Genomic DNA, 19,505 nt, shown 5'->3' with positions numbered 1-19,505 from the left:
TTGGGGTGAGGGTCCTCACCCGACCAACATCACTTCGCCGACGCAGCACCCTTGCGCGCTTGCAGAAACTGCGCAATGCCCGCCTGCACCACGCGCTCATGCATCGCCTCGACCGCCGCGCGCGTCGTCGCGTCCGCGCCGCCGACCACCAACAACGTGTGGCCATCCGCCGTCGGCAGTGCAGCCTGCAGGGTCCACTTGTCGTTGAGCGTCATTTGGTACGCCATGAAGTGCACGCCATCGATGGTGCGCGCTTCGCACTTGGGCAAGCCGGCCCCGGGCGTCGCGGTGATCGTCGCGCGCGTGTCGTCGCAGATCTGCTTGATCAGCGCGAGCGAGGTGGGTGCCATTTCGGGCTCCTTGCTCACGATGATCGCTTCGCGCGAGCCTTGGTATTGATAGACCTCGATCTTCGGATCAGTCAGGGTCATCGCGTCGGGGGTCGGGACCCAGTTCGGATCCGCGGCCTTGTGCCGGGCGATCATCGCGTCGATATCGGCGACCGACCAGTCGTCAGGTAAGTCGACATGGAATCCGTGTTTGCTGACGTGGTCGGCGGCGAACGCGGCAGTGGCGAACGTCAACGCGGCGACAAGCGCCGCCATGCGGAACAGTTTCATGTGATGTAGTTCCCCTTTTCCCCGGCGGATGCTAACCCACCACTGCCATCCGTCACATGGGCGGCTTCAGGGAACCGCGCGTTACCATCCGCGCGCCATGACGATCCAGTTCCGACTCTCCGACGACGCGCGCCTGTTCGAGGTGCGCTATGTCGGGCCGCTCGATTACGCCATGCGGACGCGCGCCGTCGAAGCGGCGCAGCGGCGGCTGAAGGATGGATGGGTCAAGCAGATCCTGATCGACTTCTCCGATGCGTGGCCCGTCGAGCCGGCGGATCCGGAGCAGGTCGAACAATTCCGGAAGACGCTCGCGCGCGCGACATATCCGCGCGGCGCGCGCATCGCCTTCCTCAATCCGCCGGGCGAGTACGACGACGACGCGATCCAGGTCGGCCGTGTGTCCGCGCATTTCGTCGGCCGGCGCTTTCGCGATCGGCGGCATGCGCTCGCATGGTTGCGGGGTCGGTTGTAACGACGCAATGGCCGCTGCCACCTGCCGCTTGCGTCAGATGGAGAGGTTCAGTCCACCCGGCCCACCATCGACCCGATGACCATCCTGCTCCGCCTTTCCGACGACGCCACGCTGTTCGAAGTTTGCTACATCGGCGAAATCGATCATCGCGTCCGCGTGCGTGCGATCCACGAAATGCAGCATCGCCTGCGCGATGGATGGGTCAAGCAGTTGTTGATCGACTTCACGCGTTCGCAGCCGACTTCGCCGGTGGACGACGAACACGCCGACGCGGTCCGCGAAGCATGGATGTCCTCCACCTTCCCGCGCGGTGCGCGCATCGCACTGCTCAATCCGCCCGACGACTACGAAGACCCGATGCAACAAGCCGGCGCGGCGGGCCACTTCGTGATCCGCCGCTTCCATGACCGCGCCACCGCGTTGGCGTGGCTGAAGGGAACCCTTTAGAACACCTGGTTTTCGTACGGGCCGATCGTCCACGCACCGCCCACGGGCGCGACCGCCTGCTGCGTCGCGCTCGAGCCGCGCTTCCAGATCAGGTTCTGCCCCGTCTGCGGGTTGCGCCACGCGATATCGGCGATGCCGTCGCCGTCGTAGTCGCCGACGTTGACCGCGCGCCATGCGGGGCCGGCGCCGGCCATCGCGATCTGCGTGGCGTTGCTCGCGCCGCGCCAGATGGTGTTCTGCCCGCCGACACTGTTGCGCCACAGGATGTCGGACGCGCCGTCGCCGTCGAAATCGCCGACGCCCACGACCTTCCATTCCTGGTTCGACACGCTCGACACCACCATCTGCGTCGCGCTGTTGCCCGAGCGCCAGATCGAATTCTGGCCCGTGCTCGTGTTGCGCCACAGGATGTCGGCTTCGGCATCGCCATCGAAATCGCCGACGCCGACCACCTTCCACGCCCCGTTGGACACCGGTGCGACCGCCTGCTGCGTGTTCGCATTCGCCGAACGCCAGATCGTCCCCGCGCCGCTGGCGCTATTGCGCCACAGCACGTCGGTGCGCCCGTCGCCGTTGAAGTCACCGAAGCCCGTCGGCTCCCAACCGCCGCCCGCCGCGCCCACCGCGATCGGCGCGGCGCTGTTGCCCGAGCGCCAGATCACGTTCTGCGCGGTCTGCGAATTGCGCCAGAACAGATCCGACACGCCGTCGCCGTCGAAATCGCCCTGCCCCGCCAAGCGCCAACCACCCGCGGTGGTGGTCACCGCGATCTGCGCACCATTGCTGCCTGCGCGCCAGATCGTGTTCTGCCCGGTGGAATCGTTGTGCCAGAACAAGTCCGCGCGGCGATCCGCGTCGTAATCGTCGTCGGGGATGCGGCGCCGCACGCTGAAATAGATCGCGCTCGGCGTGCCGAACGTGCCCGACGCATCGGTGCCGCGCACGTAGATGACGTGCTTGCCGTACGACAGCGCGCTCGTATCGATATTGACGACCGCCTGCTCGCGCGACGTATCGAACGCACCATCGCTCGCCCGCATCGCGATCGGCACCGCGCCGCTGGTCCACGGCGCGGCGTCCAGCCACGCAGTCGCGCTCGCGATGTTCTGCACGGCCTCGGCGCCGTTGTTCTGGTTGTAGCGGCTGTCATCGAACCAACCGGACACCGCGAACGACTCGCCACGCTCGATCGACTTCGCAGACGCGCCCATCGCCATCGCATCCGGGCCACCCGGCGAGACATACGGGTTCATCAGGTTGCGCGCGGCGTACTTCAGCGCGTTGAAATTCTGCGGATACGTGGAGGACTCGAACGTCGAACAATCCTCGAAGAACTCCTGGCCCAACTCGATCGTGTAACTCGGCGCACCGGTCACGCCGTAGACGGTGTCGGTGTTGGTGCCGTCGGCCAGGTACAGGCCGGTCCATTGCACGGGGCGATAGTTGTTGAAGTACGCCAGTCGGCGGCCGAACGTGCGCAGCGCCGGCATGTTCGGCGCGGCGGTATTGGTGGCGGCCCACGGCCACAGCACCAACTGCGAGAAGCTGTGGATGTCGAGGAACATGCCGCGGTAATCCGCCGGCGCCGTGCCCGTGTCGGTGCGGCGGTCCGGGAGGATGCCGCCGCTGTACGTCCCGCCCGCGCCTGGCGTGCCGATGATGTAGCGCACGGCGTTCTGCACTTCGTTCTCGGATTGCGCGCCCGGCCCGCGATACGTCGCATCGCACGGCTCGGGGCTCGACCCGTTGGGCACGTTGCCGAACTGCCAGTTGAAGTTGCGATTCAAGTCCACGCCGTAGGCATTGGCGCTGCACGCGCCGTTGTCGGTGTCGGTGTTCTTGCGCCACGAGATGCCGGACTCGGCCTTCTTGCGGCCGTCGGGGTTCGCCTGCAGCAGGAAGTGGAAACGGAAGTTGTCCAGCATCCACGTCGCTTCTGGGTCCGTGCCGTAGCCGTTGACCAGCCACTCCGCGAAGCGCGTGGTGAGCTCGGCGGTCGTGTACTCGCGGGCGTGGATCGCGGCGAGCACCACCATGTTCGGCTTGTTGGGCACCGTCGCATCGGTGGCGGCGTTGTTCAAACGCAGCACGCGCATGCGATAGCCCTGCGCGCCGCCGGTCTTCGCCCACGACCACGTCGGGCCGATGTCGACGACGCTCGCCAGCGACGGCGCGCGCGCCACCAACTGGTCCATCGTCGAATAGGTTTCCTCGACCGTGCGGTAGCAGACGAATCCGGGGATGGCGTTGGCCGTCGTCAGTTGCCCCGACAACGCCTTGGCCATCTGCGATTCGCCCTTGCGCAGTTTCTGCGTGGCGGCATCGTCGATCTCGGCCCGCAGGCCCATGCGGCGCAGCATCGCCAGGTCCGCCGCGTTGGCCTCGACCACGGCCGTTCGCTGCTTCTCATCGATCCGCAAATGCTCGAATCGGCCCGCGATCTGCTGCAACTGCGCGCGATTGGCCCAGTGCACGGTGACCAGCACCACGCGATCCGGGTCCCCGGCGAAGCGGTCGACCGGCGTGGCCGCGGTCAGCAGACCGACCGCCGGAAGCAGGGCCAGGGCCGCCGCCAGGCGAGCGGCAAGGAGGTGTCGGCGGGGGAATCGAGCCGGCATGCGGGGAGGTTCCGGGGATAGGAAAGCCCGTACTGTTCCGCTGAGCTTGCCAAGCTGGGGTGAAAGCGCCTGCTGGGCCCCTCCCCCGCGGCACGGGGAATCGGGGGAGAGGACCCTCGACTGGCAGCGCGGTCAATCCCGCGAAGCGAGCTCTTCCTCGCCGTGCCAAGGCGCCGCGCGATAAGGCGACTCGTACGCCGTCCGCCACGCCGCCCGCACCTCGCCTTCCTGGTCGCGCCCCCGCTTCCCGATGCGGAAGGCGATCGGCATCGTGGCGTTCTCCGAAACAGTGGGCATCGCCTCGCCCGGCACCGGACGGTACTCGGCCTTCCACTTGCGAGCGACCTTGGCTGCGTGGCGCTCGAACATCGCGCAGATCTTGAAGTACGGCACACCAGGCTTGCGCGCGGTGACCGTGCATTGCGCGGGATGCGCCTCGAGGATGCGGCCATCCGGCGAGATGCGCACTTCCATCGTCAGCACTCCGGCAGCGTTGAACGTGTGGCGATGCTTGCCGGTATCGATCACTTCCCACCGACCGATCTTTTCAGCGTGGGCGACGATGGGGGATGCGAACAGCAGTGCAGCGCAGGCAACAATGCAATTGCGGCGCATGACGAACTCCAGCTTGAGGGGGCCGGCATGATCGCTTCGAAATGCGTTTGCGATGATTGGATTGCGCCGCCGCGAGGCGAGGAATCGTCTGCGAATCAATATTCATCCACGGCGACGCAAACGCGCATCGGCACGATGACATCCGCGTACACCGCGACGCGCTTCTGACGCCCCCGCACCACGATGCCGTATTCGAGCTCGGCCGTTGAGAGCCCGCGCGATGCGACACGCTTGCGCAGCACGGAGTAGGTCTTGCCGAAATCCATGAAGTCGGCGAAGCCGTCGTGCGCTGAGTCGACCAGCGAGACCATGTGCGAGCGGTAGTGCGGGCGCCACGGGGCGCGCAGGAACTGATCGACCTCGTCGGCATCGCGGATCAGCCGGATGCCATGGCGCTCACACCGCCCGGGCTCGCGCACCGAGAATGCGGCGAGAACGAACGGCGTTGGGCACATGACGTGCACGTGGTTGGCGCGCATCAGGTTGTGGCCCTTGCCGATGGTTTCGGCGCCCGCGATGTCGACCCAGGACCATGGGGTGGCGCAGGCGGCGGCGAGGAAGTCGCGGTCGAGGTTCTTTCCTTGCGTCATTTCTTGAAATAGTCGATCAGGTTGTGGAAAGCCAGCGAGGCTATGCGTGCAAGCAGGTACGACATCGCAGCACTGACTCCGAGCAGAAGCAGGAAAACTATTTGCTGCGCAGGTGGCAGATATTCGATGACGGGCACGTCTGGGGGGATATTCATCAGCCGTGTGAACAATCGGCCTATTGCGGCCATGAAGATGCCGAAGCACGCAAAGAAGAAGTACCCGTGAACCTTCCAAGGATCGTTCGTGCGCATATGTAGCTGCTCCACTAGTCCTTCTTGACGGATGGTGGCGACTCGTCCGACAACGCCGCTCTCGTCCCGGCGACAGACCCGCCGATCACAGCGCCACCAGCAACCTCCGCAGCGTCGCGTACCGCGGAATCCCTCGCTTCGGACCCAGCCTGGGCAATCGCGCGACCCTCGCGTACCAAGGGATGACTGCTTGGAAGCCCAGGAATGCCCCGGTTGGGAATCAGCTTGTCGACGGAGCCCTTTGCGACGCCACCGGTAAGACCGCCGACAACGACCTCCTTCGCCGACTGCTTCAGATCGACGTTCGCCACGCCTTTGTCCATCGCCTGCGTGAACGCGTCGCCACCGCCAGAAGCCAGTCCAGCCCTGACACCCGCGGCAATGGCACCCCCACCAGGAATAGTCGAAAGCATTCCCACAGCGCCGCCAACCATTGCGTCCCGGAAGATCGTTCCCGAATCATTGCCTTTCAGGAAGGACGCGCCACCACTGATAAGCGCCCCGGCAACACCACCCGCAATCTGGATCGCAAGCCGCCCATCCGGATCGGTGAACCTGTACGGATTGTTGTACGCGTACGCGTACCGGGTCAGGTAGCGCCAGTCGCCATTGGAATACGCAGTGACTGGATCGACTGAGAGAAATCCCCCGATGACCGGGTCGAAATACCGCTGCTGCATGTAGGTCAGCCCGGTGTCGGCGTCCTCCACGTGGCCGGTGAATCCCGGGGTGTTTGTCCGCGCACGGTTGAGGACGCGGCCGTAGGGTTCGTACTCGGTTCGTTCGAGGACTTCCCTTCCCAATCCCGTGACCAGGACCGGCGACCCGAGCGCGTCGGTGTGGTGGTACTTCAGTGTGGGCGCGCCGTCCGAGAGCGGTTGTTCGCGCGTCGCGACGAGACTCCCGGCGAGATGCACGTACGCTTTGTTGGTGCCGGTGCGCTCGTCGCGCTGGAACACCAATTCGCCGGACTGGCCGTACACCGAAAAGATCCTGCCGGCGGGCGACGTGCTCTGCACCCGGAACCCGTGCGCGTCGTAGAGGTACGACTCCTTGTGGTAGCAATACCGCAAGTCGCGCGCCGCACTCGCGCCGCTTTCCGGGGCCACGAGCGTTTCGGTGTTGTCGAGCGCGTCGTAGGTGTAGCGGATCGTGTCGTTGGATGTCGGGATGGAGCCGCCTCCCCGGGCCGCCCCACCAATAGCGGTTACTCCGTAGCGCCGTCAGCAACCTTTGCCTTTTCGACCGCAGGTGTGTCGGCCTTGGAGTTGGCCGCTCGCAATGACTTGTTAGCTGCACGCGCGATTTTCTTTCGCGCGTCATCAGCCTTCTCGCCTTCCAGAACTTCGCGCTTGATGACTTCGTTGACGAGGACTTCCCGAATCTGGTTGGTATCGATGCGCACATCCGGAGAAACGCGACGCAACTCGCGACGGACGACGTCGAGAACGGTTTCGCTCTGGAGCATCGCACCGACGAAGAAGCGCGAGAGCGCCTGCCTCTGAGTGTGGTATTCGCCAAGCACCGAACGCTGCCAACCTTCCTTGCACCACAGGAACAGCATTTCGATGTCTGCGGCGTTTCGTGCGTTCAACTTGCAGAAGTCGATCTCCAGAACGAGTTCCTGGTCAATCGGCTTGGCGAAGATCAGGTGATACACGCGCCACACGATGCCGTTGGTCAGCAGCACCCAGTCCACGCCTTGGTTCGCGGCGTAGTCGATGGCCTGCTTTACGTGCTGATCCTTGAGCTCGATGTCGATCGCCTTGACTTCGATCAACGTCTGCAGCTGGTTGTCGATCTTGATGGCGAGGTCGCAGTAGGTCCCGCGAATCGAATGCTCCGACGTCACGTCGGAGTACTTGTCGTACCCAAACACGTCCGCGAGCATGTCCTTGATGATGGTGACCGTGTCGGCTTCGCCAACATCGCGCGCCTTCGCGGCGGACAGAATCGGTTGGTAGCGCTTGATGCCGGCCACCAGACGCTCGGCAACCTTCTTCGGAACGACAGCCATTTGAATCCCCCTGTTAAGGCATGCGGTAATCGATACGCGACTCTCGAAGCGAAGCGGTCACCGCCCGCCGACACTTCACAGCCCCGAGGAGAGTCTAAGGCACGCCGCGCCCTCTCCAGACCGGGCGACTCTTCTCCTCATGTGAGTGAGGTGACCCTCGGTCTCGAGGTGACCTGTGCGGCATATAGAATTGGATCGGGCCGTTCAACGCCCGGGGGATTCAATGATTGCTGTAGAAGATTTCCGGGCGCGCATTCATGCCGGCCTCTCGGGCAGCCTGCCCGGCCGACTCACGTGGGCGCAGCGCTTCAGCGCCGCGATGATCCTGCTCTCCGTCGGGTTCGCCATCGCGATCACCGAGCCCGACATCGCGGCGCGCGTCGGCCGCTGGATCTCACCGATCGAACTCGCGTTCGCGACCTGGTTCGCCGCCGAATACCTGTTGCGCCTGTGGTCCGTCGGCGAAGACCCGCGCTACGCCGGCCTCCAGGGACGCGTGCGTTACGCGGTGACGCCGATGGCGTTGCTCGACCTGCTGTCCATCGCGCCTTTCTTCGCGGGATGGGGTTCGCAGTCGTTTGTCATCCGCCTGCTGCGTTTGTTCCGCTTGCTCGCACTCTCGCGGCTCGTGCGTTACTCGATGGCGATGCGGCTGGTGCTGGATTCGATCTACAGCCGCCGGCACGAACTGTTGTTCTCGATCTCGCTCGCCGGCAGCGTCATCCTGATTTCCGCGGCGGCGCTGTACTCGGTGGAAGCGGAGTTGCAACCCGACGCCTTCGGCAGCATCCCGCGCGCATTGTGGTGGTCGGTGTGCACGCTCACCACCGTCGGCTACGGCGACGTGGTCCCGCACACCGCGTGGGGCAAGGTGTTTGCCGGCCTGACCGCGATGTCGGGTATCGGATTGATCGCGATGCCGACCGGCATCCTGGCGGGCGCGTTTTCGGAAGCGTTCGCGGCGAAGCGCCGGAACACGGAGTAGCGCGCGGCGATCACGCCGCCCGCGCAGCCGGCCCCATCCGCGTGCGCGTGTGCACAACCACCGCGCCCTTGTCGTGCATGAACTGCAATTCGCCATCCTGGATGACCGCGTCGAAGCGCATGTTGCGTTCCATCATCGCGGCGAGTGCATCCACTGCGGCGCTGTCGACGTCGATCACTGTGAGATTCCCCAAACGCCCGAGCGCGCCGGAAATCTTCTCCCACCACAGATCCGCGGCGCGCCCCGCGTAGTTGATGACGACCACCTGCCGCGCGCGCCCGCAGGCCTTGCGGATGCGCGACTCATCGGGTTGGCCGAGGTCGATCCACAACTCGATGTCTCCGGTGTAATCGCGGCGCCATAGATCGGGTTCTTCCTCGTTGCTCAGGCCCTTGCCCATTTCGAGGCGCTCGCCGGCGAACAACGCGAACGCCACCAACCGCACCATCAGCCGCTGGTCCGTCTCCGACGGATGCTGGGCCAGGGTGAGCGGATAGGAGCCGTAGTGGTGCCGGTCGAGGTCGCTGAGCTGGAGCTCGGCCTTGACGACGGTGGCCTTGAGCGCCATGGGGAACCTCGAAGGGAAAGACGGATGCGCATTCTAGACGCTACTCCGCCCGCCCCATCATCTCCGGCGACCCATCCGGCCGCGCGTGCCAGATCACGTCGTTGACGCCGCCCGGGCAGCCGACGCCCGTCGTGGACAGCGTCAACACGCCCATCGTCGATTCACGGCGCGCGGTGAAGCAACTCGCGAGCGAATCGATGAACGCGTAGTCGCGCTGGCTCCGCCAGGCCGTGTCCGTGCTCGTCAGGAAGTTGCGATACCGCTGCGCGTAGAAGTGATCGCGCAGCGCGCTGGAATAGCGCGTCGCGCCACGCCAATGTTCCGCGCGCATATCGCGTGCCTGGTCGACGGCGGCCACGCCGCGTTGATTCACCGACCAATAGCCGCCCTCCTCCGTCGGCTCCATGATGCCCGCCATCGCGTAATACAACTGCAACGGCTGCGACAGCGTGCGCGCATCGGCCGCCACCACCGCCGCCCCGTGCACGCTCACGCGCACCTGGTCGACGCGATTCTGCAATTGCAGGAATTGCATGTAGCCGCGGTGGTTGGGATACGTATCGCCTTCCACGGTGATCTGCTGCCGGTTGTCGAACCGATTGCGCTGCTGCACGCGCGTGGTGATGCGCCCGTCGCTGGTATCGACGTAGCCTTCCGTCATCCATGTCCGGTCGTTACGCGTCACCACCGTGCCGCGTAGCACGTCGCCCGTGCGCGTGAATTCCATCGACCCCGTCGGGCTCCCGAGCGCCGGCTCCATCGCGTAGGCCGTGATCGCGCCCGGCACCACCACGAGCTTGGGATCGCGATAGATGAACATCTTGCCGCTGATCATCTGGTGCGACGCGAACGGACCCGTGGCATCGCCCATCATCCGGAACGTCAGCATGTGGCGCCCCGGCGTGTTGAAGTACGCCGCGAACGGCGTGACATCCACGTGGTAGGGAATGAAGTTGAGCGCCTGCACGCCGGGCAACGGCGGATCGAGCGTGTTGGGGAAGCGCCGATGGAAGTTGTTCGGCAACCACGGCATCAGCGGTGCGGTGCCGACCGGCACGCCGTCGATTTCGACGACCACCTGGCGATAACTGCCCCCACCGCAGCCCATGGGCGAGCTACTGAGCGTGCCGCCCCAGTCATCGCTGATCGCGAAGGGATTACGCAATCCCGGATGCATGACGAACGCACGATCCGGCAAGCACGTGTACCAGAAGCGATCGCTGGTCTCGGGCGAGGAGTCCAGGCCTTGCGCGATCACCTCAACGTACGCACGCACGATGTTGCGCGGCATGTTGTAGGGGAAGCCGTCGGACAACACGGCATCCGGCACGCGCGGCGCGGGCTGCGTGGGGCTCGGCGGATAGAACAGCAAACGCGCCGTGCCAAGCACCTCGTCGTCATCGACGCCTACCCCACTGTTGTCCCACGTGTACTCAGCGCCGCCGGTGAGTTCCTCCGGCTCGGCGAGCAGCCACGCGTAATGCGTGAGATCGCGCTCGACGTGCCACCGCCCCGTCGCTGCGCTGATCTGGGGCGCACCGACGAACAAATCCCAACGCCGCGAGTAGAACGTGGACCCGATGAACTCGCCACCGCCGTCGAGCGCCACCCGGACATTGGCGACCGTGCCCGTGCGCCGCACATGCGTCATGTCCATCTCGAACACGATCTTCGCCCACGGCCCGGGGCACGCGGCCGGCGGGGAGTAATCGAAGAACGGGTACGCCATCAGGTTCTCGTTGGAGAGCAGCGTGACGACGCAGGGCTTCGTGTCGGGGCGCGGCACCGTCGGCTCGACGGACAGCGGGCCTGTCGGCGAACTCAGGATCTCCATGATCGGGCCGTTGACGGGCTTCGCGACAGTGGCGCGCGGCGCAGATGCGGTTGCGTGCTTCGCAACACCTGACGTGTCGCCACCGTCGTCGCGCAACGCCGCGAACGCGACAGCACCGACCAGGCCCGTGAATGCACACACCCACGCAGCGCGCTTGAAGCCATTCATGTCCACTCCTTGTCGCGCGCGAAACCGTCGCACGCAGTCCAGCCCAACGCCGCGCACTTCCGGTGGCGGTCAGGGGTGAACAAAGTTCAACAACGGCCCGGCATTCAGCGTATGACCGGTCGTGCAGGAATGGCGGTACCGCTGCGTTTCAACCGGTTGGTCCTTGCCCTCGCCACGACAAGGGCGTAGTTGAAGTCCCGCCATGGCATCGATCCAGAAATACGTCCTGATCGTCGCAAGCCCCGACGACGTCTGGGCGGCCGTGCGCGACGTCGGCAATGTCCACGAGCGCCTGGTCCCCGGCCTGCTCACCGACTGCAAGCTCGACGGCGACACCCGCATCGTGACGTTCGCGAACGGGATGATCGTGCGCGAGCCCATCATCGCCATCGACGACAACGAACACCGCCTCGCATGGGCCGCGGTCGGCGGGCAGTTCAAGCACTACAACGCCTCGTTGCAAGTCTTCGATGAAGGCGCCGGGCTCACCCGGCTCGTCTGGATCGCCGACCTGTTGCCCAACGAGCTGGCCACGATGGTGGACGACTTGATGGAGCAAGGGCTGGCGATCATGAAGGACACGCTCGAGGGCTAGAATGGCCCTGCCGCGTCGGGGGACGTGGCGGATCGGCACGAACGCCATCACAGGGGACACCATGAATCGACTGCGCGGGGCACTCGCCGCCCTTCTGACCTTGACCGTCCTGCCCACGTGGGCCGCCGACGAGACAGCCGAGCAGAAAGCGATCATGACCGTGGTGCACCAGCACATGGTCCTGAACTTCGTCTCAGCGATCTACTACTGCGAGAACAAGCACTGGCCCGCCGACGTGGCCGCCGTGCACGCATTCCAGGACGAACTGAAGATCACCCTGCCCGTGCCGCCGGACTGGACATTGATCGAGAGCCGCCTGGCCTACTCGGTATCGGAAGACACCGGCGAGATGACCGTGCACTCGGAGAAGGACATCGTGCCTGACGCGCACCCGGTGACGTCCACCAATCAGACGCCCGTGTGCACTGGGAAGAACATCGAGATGCGGCCGCATTTGAATATTGGGGAATGAGGAAACACGCTGAAATCGCTGACGATGGAACTAATGGAGAAGCTTGATCCTCCTCGCCGCTGGAGGGTTGAACACATTTAGCGCCAACCTAAGCCTTCCCTGCCTTCTTCGCCTTTACTTGTGACAATCTCCTGAAAGATGTCGCGGCCAACGAACTGCTGATCTTAACTTGGTCGCTATATCCGACAAGATGCTTTTTACTCTCACAAAAATAGTTGTGGTACGCGGCAAGCCACGCGTACTTCGCGAATACGTGCAGGTCTCCTTTGTATTCGTTAAGCGCGCTCTCAACTTGAGTCTTATGGAGCAGCAGGTCAGCCCAGTTCACTGTGGGAAAGTCTGAGTCGTCGACGCACTCCACTAGATAGTTAAGAAAAAAGCGACCATCTGCTCCAACGAGAATGTCCTCTTCTTGTGGCGATGACTCGCCTGCATAGTAGCCCGTGTGATGCAGCGACAACCCCATCGCGTCATCCGAGAGAACAACGATCGGATTCACCGCAACCTTGTTTTCTAGGTGATAGGCCTCAATCAGCGCGGGGCCGTACACGGAGTTCTCGTCCACGAAGAGTGCGCCGACGGAGAGTCCTCCTCGAATAAAAAAACCTTTCTTGGCCATCTGGAACTGGTAGCGGCGCAGCGACCACAAGATGAAAGCGAATTCCGACTCCATATCTTCGCTAAACCGAGGATGCGCCAAGATAACGTTGTCGGTTAGCGACTTGAAGTACAGCAGTGAATCGCTCGATTCGTCTTTCAGTTCCTGGACGCGCTCAGACAGAACGCCATGAAACTCCTGAAGGAGCGCGTTCCCGGACCCTTCCTTTTCACTAGCGAGTACTCGCGCGGTGTAGCCCAAGACATCGAGAAACGCACAATAGGAAGTTCGAAGAACCGGCTTTCCGAAACCATCGAAATAATCGTCTTTGTCAGGCATGGGTACAGCGGCCCTCCAAGGCTTGGCTAGAATCTGATCACGGATCGCAGCTGTTATCAACGCCGCGAGTAGAGGGCAATCGCAATTGGATAGTTAAGCGTCCGAGCCCCGGTCGAACATCGTGGTGACCACAATTCACCAACCTCGGCGAATAGACTGTTTTGCACGAGTGGACCTATGCTTGCGACAGGGGGGGGGGGGAACACCAAGTGCTGATCAAATCCGCCGACGACCAGTCGGCTTTCATCGCGCAGCTCGAACACACTGCGAACGGCCAAGGGCCTGAGGCCAAGCGCGCCGCCGAAGAACTGCGTATCCGCAAGGCGGGGCTCAAGGGTGAGTCTGAGTCCGCGTACCTGATCGACTTCGATTTCGCCAGCGGTCGCAACTGGGCTGTCCTCCACGACCTGCGCTTGGAGCGCAATGGGCGTGTCGCACAGGTCGACCACGTGCTGATCAACCGGATGCTCGAGGTCTATGTCCTGGAGTCCAAGCACTTCCGCGACGGTTTGAAGATCACCGACGACGGCGAGTTTCTGCGTTGGAACGGATACAAGAAGACGTTCGAAGGCATGCCCTCGCCCCTGGCGCAGAACGACCGACACATCTCGGTGCTGCGCGACGTCATGGCGGACCTGGACCTGCCCGTGCGCATGGGCCTGACGCTGTCGCCTTCGTTCGTGAACATGGTGCTGGTCGCGCCCAGTGCGCGTGTCGACCGACCGAAGCGCTTCGACACCTCGCGCGTCATCAAGGCCGACCAGTTGAAGGCCTTCATCGAGAAGGACCTGGACTCGGGAGCCCTGCTGCGACTGGCGAAGGTGGTGTCGTCGGAAACGCTGGAACAGCTCGCACGGCAGTTAGCGGCGCAGCATGTGCCGATGCAGCGCCAGGCGCCGACGGTCGCGCCTCCCGTTGCCTCAAACAAGGTAGCGTCGGACCCGGTGGAGCAGATCGCTGGACCCGCGTGCAAAGCCTGCAATGCTGCGAAGGGAGAGATCCTCCACGGGCGCTTCGGCTACTACTTCAAGTGCGACGCGTGCGAGACGAACACGAGCATCAAGTTCGAGTGCGCCCCGGGCCACGCACCGCGGCTGCGCAAGGAGAAGCTCGAATTCTTCCGCGAATGCGCCGAGTGCGGCACCAGCGCCCTCTTCCACCGGAACACCCAATGATCCTGACCATCCCAGTGGTGCTGTATCAGTTGTTGTTCGTCGGGATCATGTACGCAGCCAGCCGCTTCGGCCGCACTGCGATGTGGATTGCGTTGGTGTTGTCGTTGGCATGGACGGCGACGCATCTGTTCTTTCCGCCGTTGGCGGTGGTGCAGACGGTGGTGATCGTGGGGAGTTTCTACTTTTTTGGAAGCAAGCGTGCCAACAAAGTCACGTAGGTTCGCTACCGATTCTAAAAATATTGCTGGTCCCGCACTTCTCGCGGGGAACATTTTTCAGGGGACGACATGAGTAAGGCTGAGCACACGGATGGTCTGAACATCCTGAAAGACCATTTCTTGGTTGAGCGTTTGAGAGGCCTTCCCGTCAGCACCATCAAGGAGCTTTGGGACACGCTGCTAGGGGGAACAGGCCGAGTCGCGACGGGGTCCGCGGTCAGGGCGATGGTCGAGACCGCCACCAAAAGGGAACTGTTTACCGACGGGGCACTGGAGGTCTTCGTTGCGGAGCTGCAGCACTATGGCGGCAACGCGGCAGCCAACCTGGTGCGGGGCGCCGGTGTGTCGTACGCCGAAATCCTCAACGACACGCTCGATCACCTGAGGTTCGTAGGCAAGCGTGATCAGCAGGTGGAGCTGTTGGAGTTGGCTGTGCTGCGTCGCCAGGCCGAGATGCTCTGGGATCTGGGCACGCCGGAGCTTCAGGCGAAAATCGCGAATGCCCTGGAAACCCAGGCGAGCTGGAACGCTGTGTCCGACGCCCTGACGACAGATGAGGGTCTGATGGCGCTGGCTTCATTCTTGTGCGGGGCGGAGTACCCGTCCGACTTGCTGCACGCGCATTCGAACTTGGCAGAGGACGGCGCCTCGGCGGCCGTCTCAAGATTCGGAGCTCTCGGCATGTTGGCTGGCAAGGCGATCGGCAAGACCGCCAGTGGGCTCGCGCCGAATTTGATGGGCAAGGTCGTTTCCACAGTGTCCTCGCATCGCATCACGCTGCCTTGCGTGAACCAGTTGATCCGCATTCGCCTGATCAACGAGCGAGTGTCCGACGCTGTCGCGATTGTCCAGGCCGAGAAGCGAGAATCAGCTGGGAGCAACGTGACGCATCTGCACAGTCCGGGGTCATTCGTTATCAAAGACCAGGCAGGCCAAGACACGTTCTCCATGTCGGACCTGTCCATTCACGAGCTGCCAACTTCGGCCAAGCGACTGGATGTCGAAAAGGTCGGGATCAGTCGACTCTCTCCACTACTGCAGGCCGCACCGACTGCAGCGCTGGCCAACGAAGTGTCGGGCGAGCGATTCATGAAGGTCGTGGTCAACGGTCCGCTGACGCTTGCCAAGGACGGCAACGGCTTCCGCGGGTTCGTCCAGGGTACTGACGGAAAGATTACGGAACACGTCCGCCTGTTCGATGGCGACCTGTCGAAGGTCGTGAATGCAGCAGCGGTCTTCAATGTCGCGTCGATGGCCCTGGCGCAAAAGCACTTGGCCGATATCAGTGCCCGCCTCGACGATATTCAGCAAGGCGTCGATCAGATCAGCACGTTTCAGAAGCGCCAACGCCAGGCCGAGATCGTCAGTGCAACGCAGTACTTGCGGCAGATTGCAGACTCCGTCATGGCGGGCGAAATCCGCGATGTCTTCGAGAAGCAACTGGAAAGCATGGAACTGAGCCTGCTGGGGGTGCAAAACCATCTCCATGCGGACATCGAAGGTCTCATCGCCGAGGCCAGCTCTGCCAAGGATGACGGCAAGTTCGGCATGACCGTTTTTCGCGACAAGCTGACTGGCCTGCAAGGTGACTTCGATGAGGTCGTTCATCTCTGGAAGCTCTGCGTGGCCGCGCGCATGATGGCTTGCCGCCTGCTGTGCAACTTTCCGGAAACCCGCCACTCAGTCGAGGGGCGTGAGAAGCGCATTCGCGAGAACGTGGCATGGATGCTGGGGCCGAAGGGTGCCATCGACAGGATGCGTGACAGCGTAGGAAGGCAGCTATCTAAATTTTCGGCGTGGGGAGACAGCCGCATCGAGCTACAGGCGAGCCGCGAAACCGTGCGGATCGCCCAGCAGGCGCGCTTGCCCGCCCTGGAGCACCAGACGGAGGTGATGGCGGAGGAGTTTGAACGACTGATGCACGAGAGCCGTAGCCCACTTGAATTGATGCTTGTCATACGAAATGGACGCGTGGCGGAAATGGCCACGAGCTGACGACATCCGGAGTAACCAAGGGGATCCATGCACAACAAGAAACTCGCAGTCTTGATCGACGCAGACAACGCGCAACCGAGCGTGGCGCAGGAGTTGTTCGCGGAGATCGCCAAATACGGCACCGCTTCGGTCAAGCGTGCCTACGGCGATTGGACGACACCCAATCTGGGCCCGTGGAAGGATTGGTTGCATAAGCTGGCTATCCAGCCGATGCAGCAATTCAGCTACGTCTCCCGCAAGAACGCGACGGACTCTGCGTTGATTATCGATGCCATGGACCTGCTGCACGCCGGCGGGCTGGATGGCTTCTGCATCGTGTCGTCGGACAGCGACTTCACCCGCTTGGCCACTCGCCTGCGCGAGTCGGGCATGGAGGTATTCGGGTTCGGTCAGCACAAGACGCCCGAGGCTTTCGTCAGCGCCTGCGACAAGTTCGTTTTCCTGGAAATCCTTCGCGGCGCGGACAAGAAGTCCGAACCCCAGCCAGTCACGCTGTCTGCGGAGACGATCCTACGGCCTGCGGTGCAGGACTCCACTCGGGAAGACGGCTGGGCCGCACTCGCCAACGTCGGACACCTGGCGGCCAAAAGTCACCCATCGTTCGACCCTCGCAACTACGGTTATCAAAAGCTCGGGCAACTGGTGCGTGATCTGCCATTTCTGGAGGTTAAGCAGGTGACGGGTACCGACGGCGCGGCCACCCACCTCTACGTCCGCATTAGGGACGCAATCAGCAGGTGACTGCGAAAAACTTGCGCATGCCGTTTCTCTGTCTCTTTTGCGTAGATCACTATCGAGAGCGCGGAACGCGAGAACGAGATGTCGATTGTCTCGCGTCCCCCGATCCGATTCGTCAGCCCACGCCCGCTCAGGCCGGGTTTCGAGAGTTCATCATTCAGGGGCGCACATGATCCCGATATTTGAGCAGGGCCGTAGCCAAGGAATTGGTCACAGCGTCGATACTTTCATTGGGCGGTTCGACGACATCTTGCGAGAACATTTAGCCGACGGCCGAGCCCAAGCGTTTGCCTTCATCTTCTATGATTTCAACGACGCTTCCGTTCGCAAGATCCTGAAGGATCAAGGTGTGTTCGCGAAGCTCGATCGCTTGTCGGGCGACCGGCTTAGCATCTTCTACCTGCATCGAGGCGGTGAGAAATCTATTGAGAAGTTCAACGCTCAATTCCTGACTACGCTCGACGTACACGAGATAGCCGGGTTGCCCTGCGTTGTATTTTTCAAGTTTAAGGACGACCAGATTGAGGACGTTCAAGTTGTTCAACTCGACAACGCCAATCTGATCCACGGATTCTTTGAGTTGTTTACCGTCGTCGAAAACTATCTGGACCACGCAGCCAAGAAACCTTCTGAATCTCGCGGGCTCAAATGGATAAAGTCGGGATCAAAGTTCATCGGCATCGAGGCCTTCCGTGCCGCGCTAAGGCAGAGCCTGGATAATTGGTTTTGATCGCATCTTGTCTCTGCCCGCTCCGCAACCTAATATCGTCTCCATTGCGCAATGAGTCCGCAATTCATTGCGGATTACCGGCTTCGCGGTGAAGGCAACCTTGGGAATCACCTTTGCTATCTCGTTCGGGGGAGCAATCGACCTCTCCATGACTGTTTACATTCTGGCCATGGGAGTACTTGCGATGAACCTGAACATCCTTTCTGCTGTTCGCGTTTGGTGTGGAGCAACGTTACTGTGGAGGCCTGGTCGGCTAGCTCCCCTGGACGAGAGAGAGACTGGTGAGGAAATTGGATTGCTAGCGAGGAGTAACGAGGGAGGTTCGATTCCTCCCCTCCACACCATTTGATCGGCGCCTTGCCGATGCGCCAAACCTGATCCGGAGAAGGAAATTTCTTCCCCGGAGAGCGCGAGTACATCTCCGATCAACGAGTTTCGTTCTCCGGAGATGTCCAATCGTTGAAGCGCGAAGGAAATTTCTTCATCAACGAACGCTTTTCGTTCTCGACAGACCTTTTGGAGTTCATCGGAGAAGAAAATTCCTTCTCCGATGATGCCCCAGCGTTCGTCGATCACCTCGCCACCGTCGCGCCCTACTTCTTCTTCCTGGACGGTCTCGCGAACGTCCCGCCCAAGGCCTTGACCAGGCCCTCCAGGCCCGCCGCCAATCCGGACAGCTTGAGTTGCGCATAGGCCTTGCGAGCCGTGGCGAAGGAGTCGCTGCCGAGCGCTGCCACGGTGTCATCGATCCGTTGGCTCAACTGGCTCACGCGCTCCATGATGGGAAGCAGCATGTCGAGGGCGGCGACGTCGGCTTCCGCGCCGGCGATGTCCAGGTTGGGCGGCAGGACGTCCGGGTTGCTGCTGGCGGTGCGGATGGTGGTGCGGGTGAAGTCGACGGACTTGCTGCCCATGTACTTCATCTTCTTGCGCTGTGGCGGCGCCAAGGTAATCAGGTCCTTCAGCACGGCCTCGATCTGGGCCAGCGCTTGCAGGACAGTGGCCTGCTGCTCGGGCGTGATGGTGATCGAAACGAGATTCTGCGACACGGAACCGCTCCTGCATTGAAGTGTGCAGAAGTCTTCTCACGCCGCAAACGCGCGAGCTATTGCCACTTGGTGCAGATACACCATCGGGCAGAACCGACGAGCGGCGACGCCTCCCTTCGTGGTAGGAGGCGATGCCGTCGACCAGCGACTGGCGGTCAGTTCAACTTCGGGTGTGCGGCGACGATGACGTCGTCGAGATCCTGCGCCATGCGCGTCAGGCACCACGCCATCGAATCGGGCGTGAACCTGGCGGCGGCCTCGGCGGCTTCACCGGGGTGATCGATGAGCCCCGCCAGCAAGCGCAGGTGATCGCGCATCTGGACGAGGGAGAGCTTCGAGGCGAGCGGAAGGATGATATCGAGAGACGCGGACGCAGCGCGGGCGCGCGGGGACTTGTTGCGCATGATCGAC

Annotated in this window: 22 protein-coding genes; 10 read left to right on the top strand and 12 right to left on the bottom strand. The window is 62.7% G+C overall.

Going from position 1 to position 19,505, the window contains the following annotated elements; genetic code table 11:
* Positions 1 to 29: 29 nt before the first annotated feature.
* The gene (locus LF41_RS04575) at positions 30 to 620 is read right to left on the bottom strand and encodes a hypothetical protein (protein WP_036166580.1); all 591 of its coding nucleotides are present in this window, start codon (positions 618 to 620) and stop codon (positions 30 to 32) included.
* 97 nt (positions 621 to 717) lie between these two features.
* Here LF41_RS04575 and LF41_RS04570 point away from each other — a divergent pair, with 97 nt between their 5' ends.
* Positions 718 to 1,092 carry a hypothetical protein gene (locus tag LF41_RS04570; protein WP_036166577.1) on the top strand — a complete coding sequence of 125 codons (375 nt, stop codon included), beginning with the start codon at positions 718 to 720 and terminating at the stop codon, positions 1,090 to 1,092.
* 75 nt (positions 1,093 to 1,167) lie between these two features.
* Positions 1,168 to 1,539 carry a hypothetical protein gene (locus LF41_RS04565; protein ID WP_036166574.1) on the top strand — a complete coding sequence of 124 codons (372 nt, stop codon included), beginning with the start codon at positions 1,168 to 1,170 and terminating at the stop codon, positions 1,537 to 1,539.
* Here LF41_RS04565 and LF41_RS16025 read toward each other — a convergent pair.
* The 6 genes from LF41_RS16025 to LF41_RS04535 form a co-directional block, all read right to left on the bottom strand.
* Positions 1,536 to 4,157 (bottom strand): M14 family zinc carboxypeptidase, encoded by a 2,622-nt coding sequence (locus LF41_RS16025; protein ID WP_052116140.1) that lies wholly within the window; start codon positions 4,155 to 4,157, stop codon positions 1,536 to 1,538. The two genes, LF41_RS04565 and LF41_RS16025, sit on opposite strands and share 4 nt — an antisense overlap.
* Positions 4,158 to 4,289: 132 nt before the next feature.
* Positions 4,290 to 4,772 (bottom strand): energy transducer TonB, encoded by a 483-nt coding sequence (locus LF41_RS04555; protein WP_036166571.1) that lies wholly within the window; start codon positions 4,770 to 4,772, stop codon positions 4,290 to 4,292.
* Between the two features lie 95 nt (positions 4,773 to 4,867).
* Positions 4,868 to 5,362, bottom strand: coding sequence for a hypothetical protein (locus LF41_RS04550; protein ID WP_036166568.1), 495 nt, complete (start codon positions 5,360 to 5,362; stop codon positions 4,868 to 4,870).
* The gene (locus LF41_RS04545; protein ID WP_152599885.1) at positions 5,359 to 5,613 is read right to left on the bottom strand and encodes a hypothetical protein; all 255 of its coding nucleotides are present in this window, start codon (positions 5,611 to 5,613) and stop codon (positions 5,359 to 5,361) included. Before LF41_RS04545 ends, LF41_RS04550 begins: the two co-directional genes overlap by 4 nt.
* Before the next feature lie 14 nt (positions 5,614 to 5,627).
* On the bottom strand, positions 5,628 to 6,722 hold the full coding sequence (locus tag LF41_RS16020) for an RHS repeat-associated core domain-containing protein (RefSeq protein ID WP_052116139.1): 1,095 nt from the start codon (positions 6,720 to 6,722) through the stop codon (positions 5,628 to 5,630).
* Positions 6,723 to 6,820: 98 nt separating this feature from the next.
* Positions 6,821 to 7,630, bottom strand: a complete 810-nt coding sequence (locus LF41_RS04535) for a type I restriction enzyme HsdR N-terminal domain-containing protein (RefSeq protein WP_036166563.1) — start codon at positions 7,628 to 7,630, stop codon at positions 6,821 to 6,823.
* A 223-nt stretch (positions 7,631 to 7,853) separates the two neighbouring features.
* On the opposite strand from LF41_RS04535, the gene LF41_RS04530 reads away from it, so the two are divergent.
* Complete coding sequence (locus LF41_RS04530; RefSeq protein ID WP_084073382.1) at positions 7,854 to 8,615, top strand: potassium channel family protein; 762 nt, start codon at positions 7,854 to 7,856, stop codon at positions 8,613 to 8,615.
* Positions 8,616 to 8,625: 10 nt separating this feature from the next.
* On the opposite strand, the gene LF41_RS04525 is transcribed toward LF41_RS04530, so the two are convergent.
* Positions 8,626 to 9,183, bottom strand: coding sequence for a YaeQ family protein (locus tag LF41_RS04525; protein ID WP_036166559.1), 558 nt, complete (start codon positions 9,181 to 9,183; stop codon positions 8,626 to 8,628).
* Positions 9,184 to 9,223: 40 nt separating this feature from the next.
* Positions 9,224 to 11,185 carry a hypothetical protein gene (locus LF41_RS04520; RefSeq protein ID WP_036166556.1) on the bottom strand — a complete coding sequence of 654 codons (1,962 nt, stop codon included), beginning with the start codon at positions 11,183 to 11,185 and terminating at the stop codon, positions 9,224 to 9,226.
* A 202-nt stretch (positions 11,186 to 11,387) separates the two neighbouring features.
* Here LF41_RS04520 and LF41_RS04515 point away from each other — a divergent pair, with 202 nt between their 5' ends.
* Both LF41_RS04515 and LF41_RS04510 read left to right on the top strand, forming a co-directional pair.
* Complete coding sequence (locus LF41_RS04515) at positions 11,388 to 11,780, top strand: SRPBCC family protein (protein ID WP_036166553.1); 393 nt, start codon at positions 11,388 to 11,390, stop codon at positions 11,778 to 11,780.
* Position 11,781: 1 nt separating this feature from the next.
* On the top strand, positions 11,782 to 12,252 hold the full coding sequence (locus tag LF41_RS04510; protein WP_036166550.1) for a hypothetical protein: 471 nt from the start codon (positions 11,782 to 11,784) through the stop codon (positions 12,250 to 12,252).
* Positions 12,253 to 12,340: 88 nt separating this feature from the next.
* On the opposite strand, the gene LF41_RS04505 is transcribed toward LF41_RS04510, so the two are convergent.
* Positions 12,341 to 13,189 (bottom strand): hypothetical protein, encoded by an 849-nt coding sequence (locus LF41_RS04505; protein ID WP_036166547.1) that lies wholly within the window; start codon positions 13,187 to 13,189, stop codon positions 12,341 to 12,343.
* Between the two features lie 161 nt (positions 13,190 to 13,350).
* On the opposite strand from LF41_RS04505, the gene LF41_RS04500 reads away from it, so the two are divergent.
* From LF41_RS04500 to LF41_RS04480, 5 genes are all read left to right on the top strand, one after another.
* Complete coding sequence (locus tag LF41_RS04500; RefSeq protein ID WP_152599884.1) at positions 13,351 to 14,364, top strand: nuclease-related domain-containing protein; 1,014 nt, start codon at positions 13,351 to 13,353, stop codon at positions 14,362 to 14,364.
* Positions 14,361 to 14,582, top strand: coding sequence for a hypothetical protein (locus tag LF41_RS04495; protein WP_036166544.1), 222 nt, complete (start codon positions 14,361 to 14,363; stop codon positions 14,580 to 14,582). The genes LF41_RS04500 and LF41_RS04495 overlap by 4 nt, the downstream gene beginning before the upstream one ends.
* A gap of 69 nt (positions 14,583 to 14,651) precedes the next feature.
* Complete coding sequence (locus tag LF41_RS04490; RefSeq protein WP_036166541.1) at positions 14,652 to 16,577, top strand: YaaW family protein; 1,926 nt, start codon at positions 14,652 to 14,654, stop codon at positions 16,575 to 16,577.
* A 27-nt stretch (positions 16,578 to 16,604) separates the two neighbouring features.
* Positions 16,605 to 17,318, top strand: a complete 714-nt coding sequence (locus LF41_RS04485; protein WP_036166538.1) for an NYN domain-containing protein — start codon at positions 16,605 to 16,607, stop codon at positions 17,316 to 17,318.
* Between the two features lie 166 nt (positions 17,319 to 17,484).
* A complete protein-coding gene (locus LF41_RS04480; RefSeq protein ID WP_036166535.1) occupies positions 17,485 to 18,045 on the top strand; it encodes a hypothetical protein in 561 nt (186 codons plus the stop codon).
* A gap of 593 nt (positions 18,046 to 18,638) precedes the next feature.
* On the opposite strand, the gene LF41_RS04475 is transcribed toward LF41_RS04480, so the two are convergent.
* Both LF41_RS04475 and LF41_RS04470 read right to left on the bottom strand, forming a co-directional pair.
* Entirely contained in the window at positions 18,639 to 19,094 is a 456-nt protein-coding gene (locus tag LF41_RS04475) for a hypothetical protein (protein ID WP_036166532.1), read from the bottom strand.
* 155 nt (positions 19,095 to 19,249) lie between these two features.
* Positions 19,250 to 19,498 (bottom strand): XAC0095 family protein, encoded by a 249-nt coding sequence (locus LF41_RS04470; protein WP_036166529.1) that lies wholly within the window; start codon positions 19,496 to 19,498, stop codon positions 19,250 to 19,252.
* Positions 19,499 to 19,505 lie beyond the last annotated feature (7 nt).

Source organism: Lysobacter dokdonensis DS-58, assembly GCF_000770795.1.
Taxonomy (GTDB): Bacteria; Pseudomonadota; Gammaproteobacteria; order Xanthomonadales; family Xanthomonadaceae; genus Noviluteimonas; species Noviluteimonas dokdonensis.
Note: the sequence above shows the minus strand (reverse complement) of the source record. Positions and strands in the feature narration are given on the sequence as shown.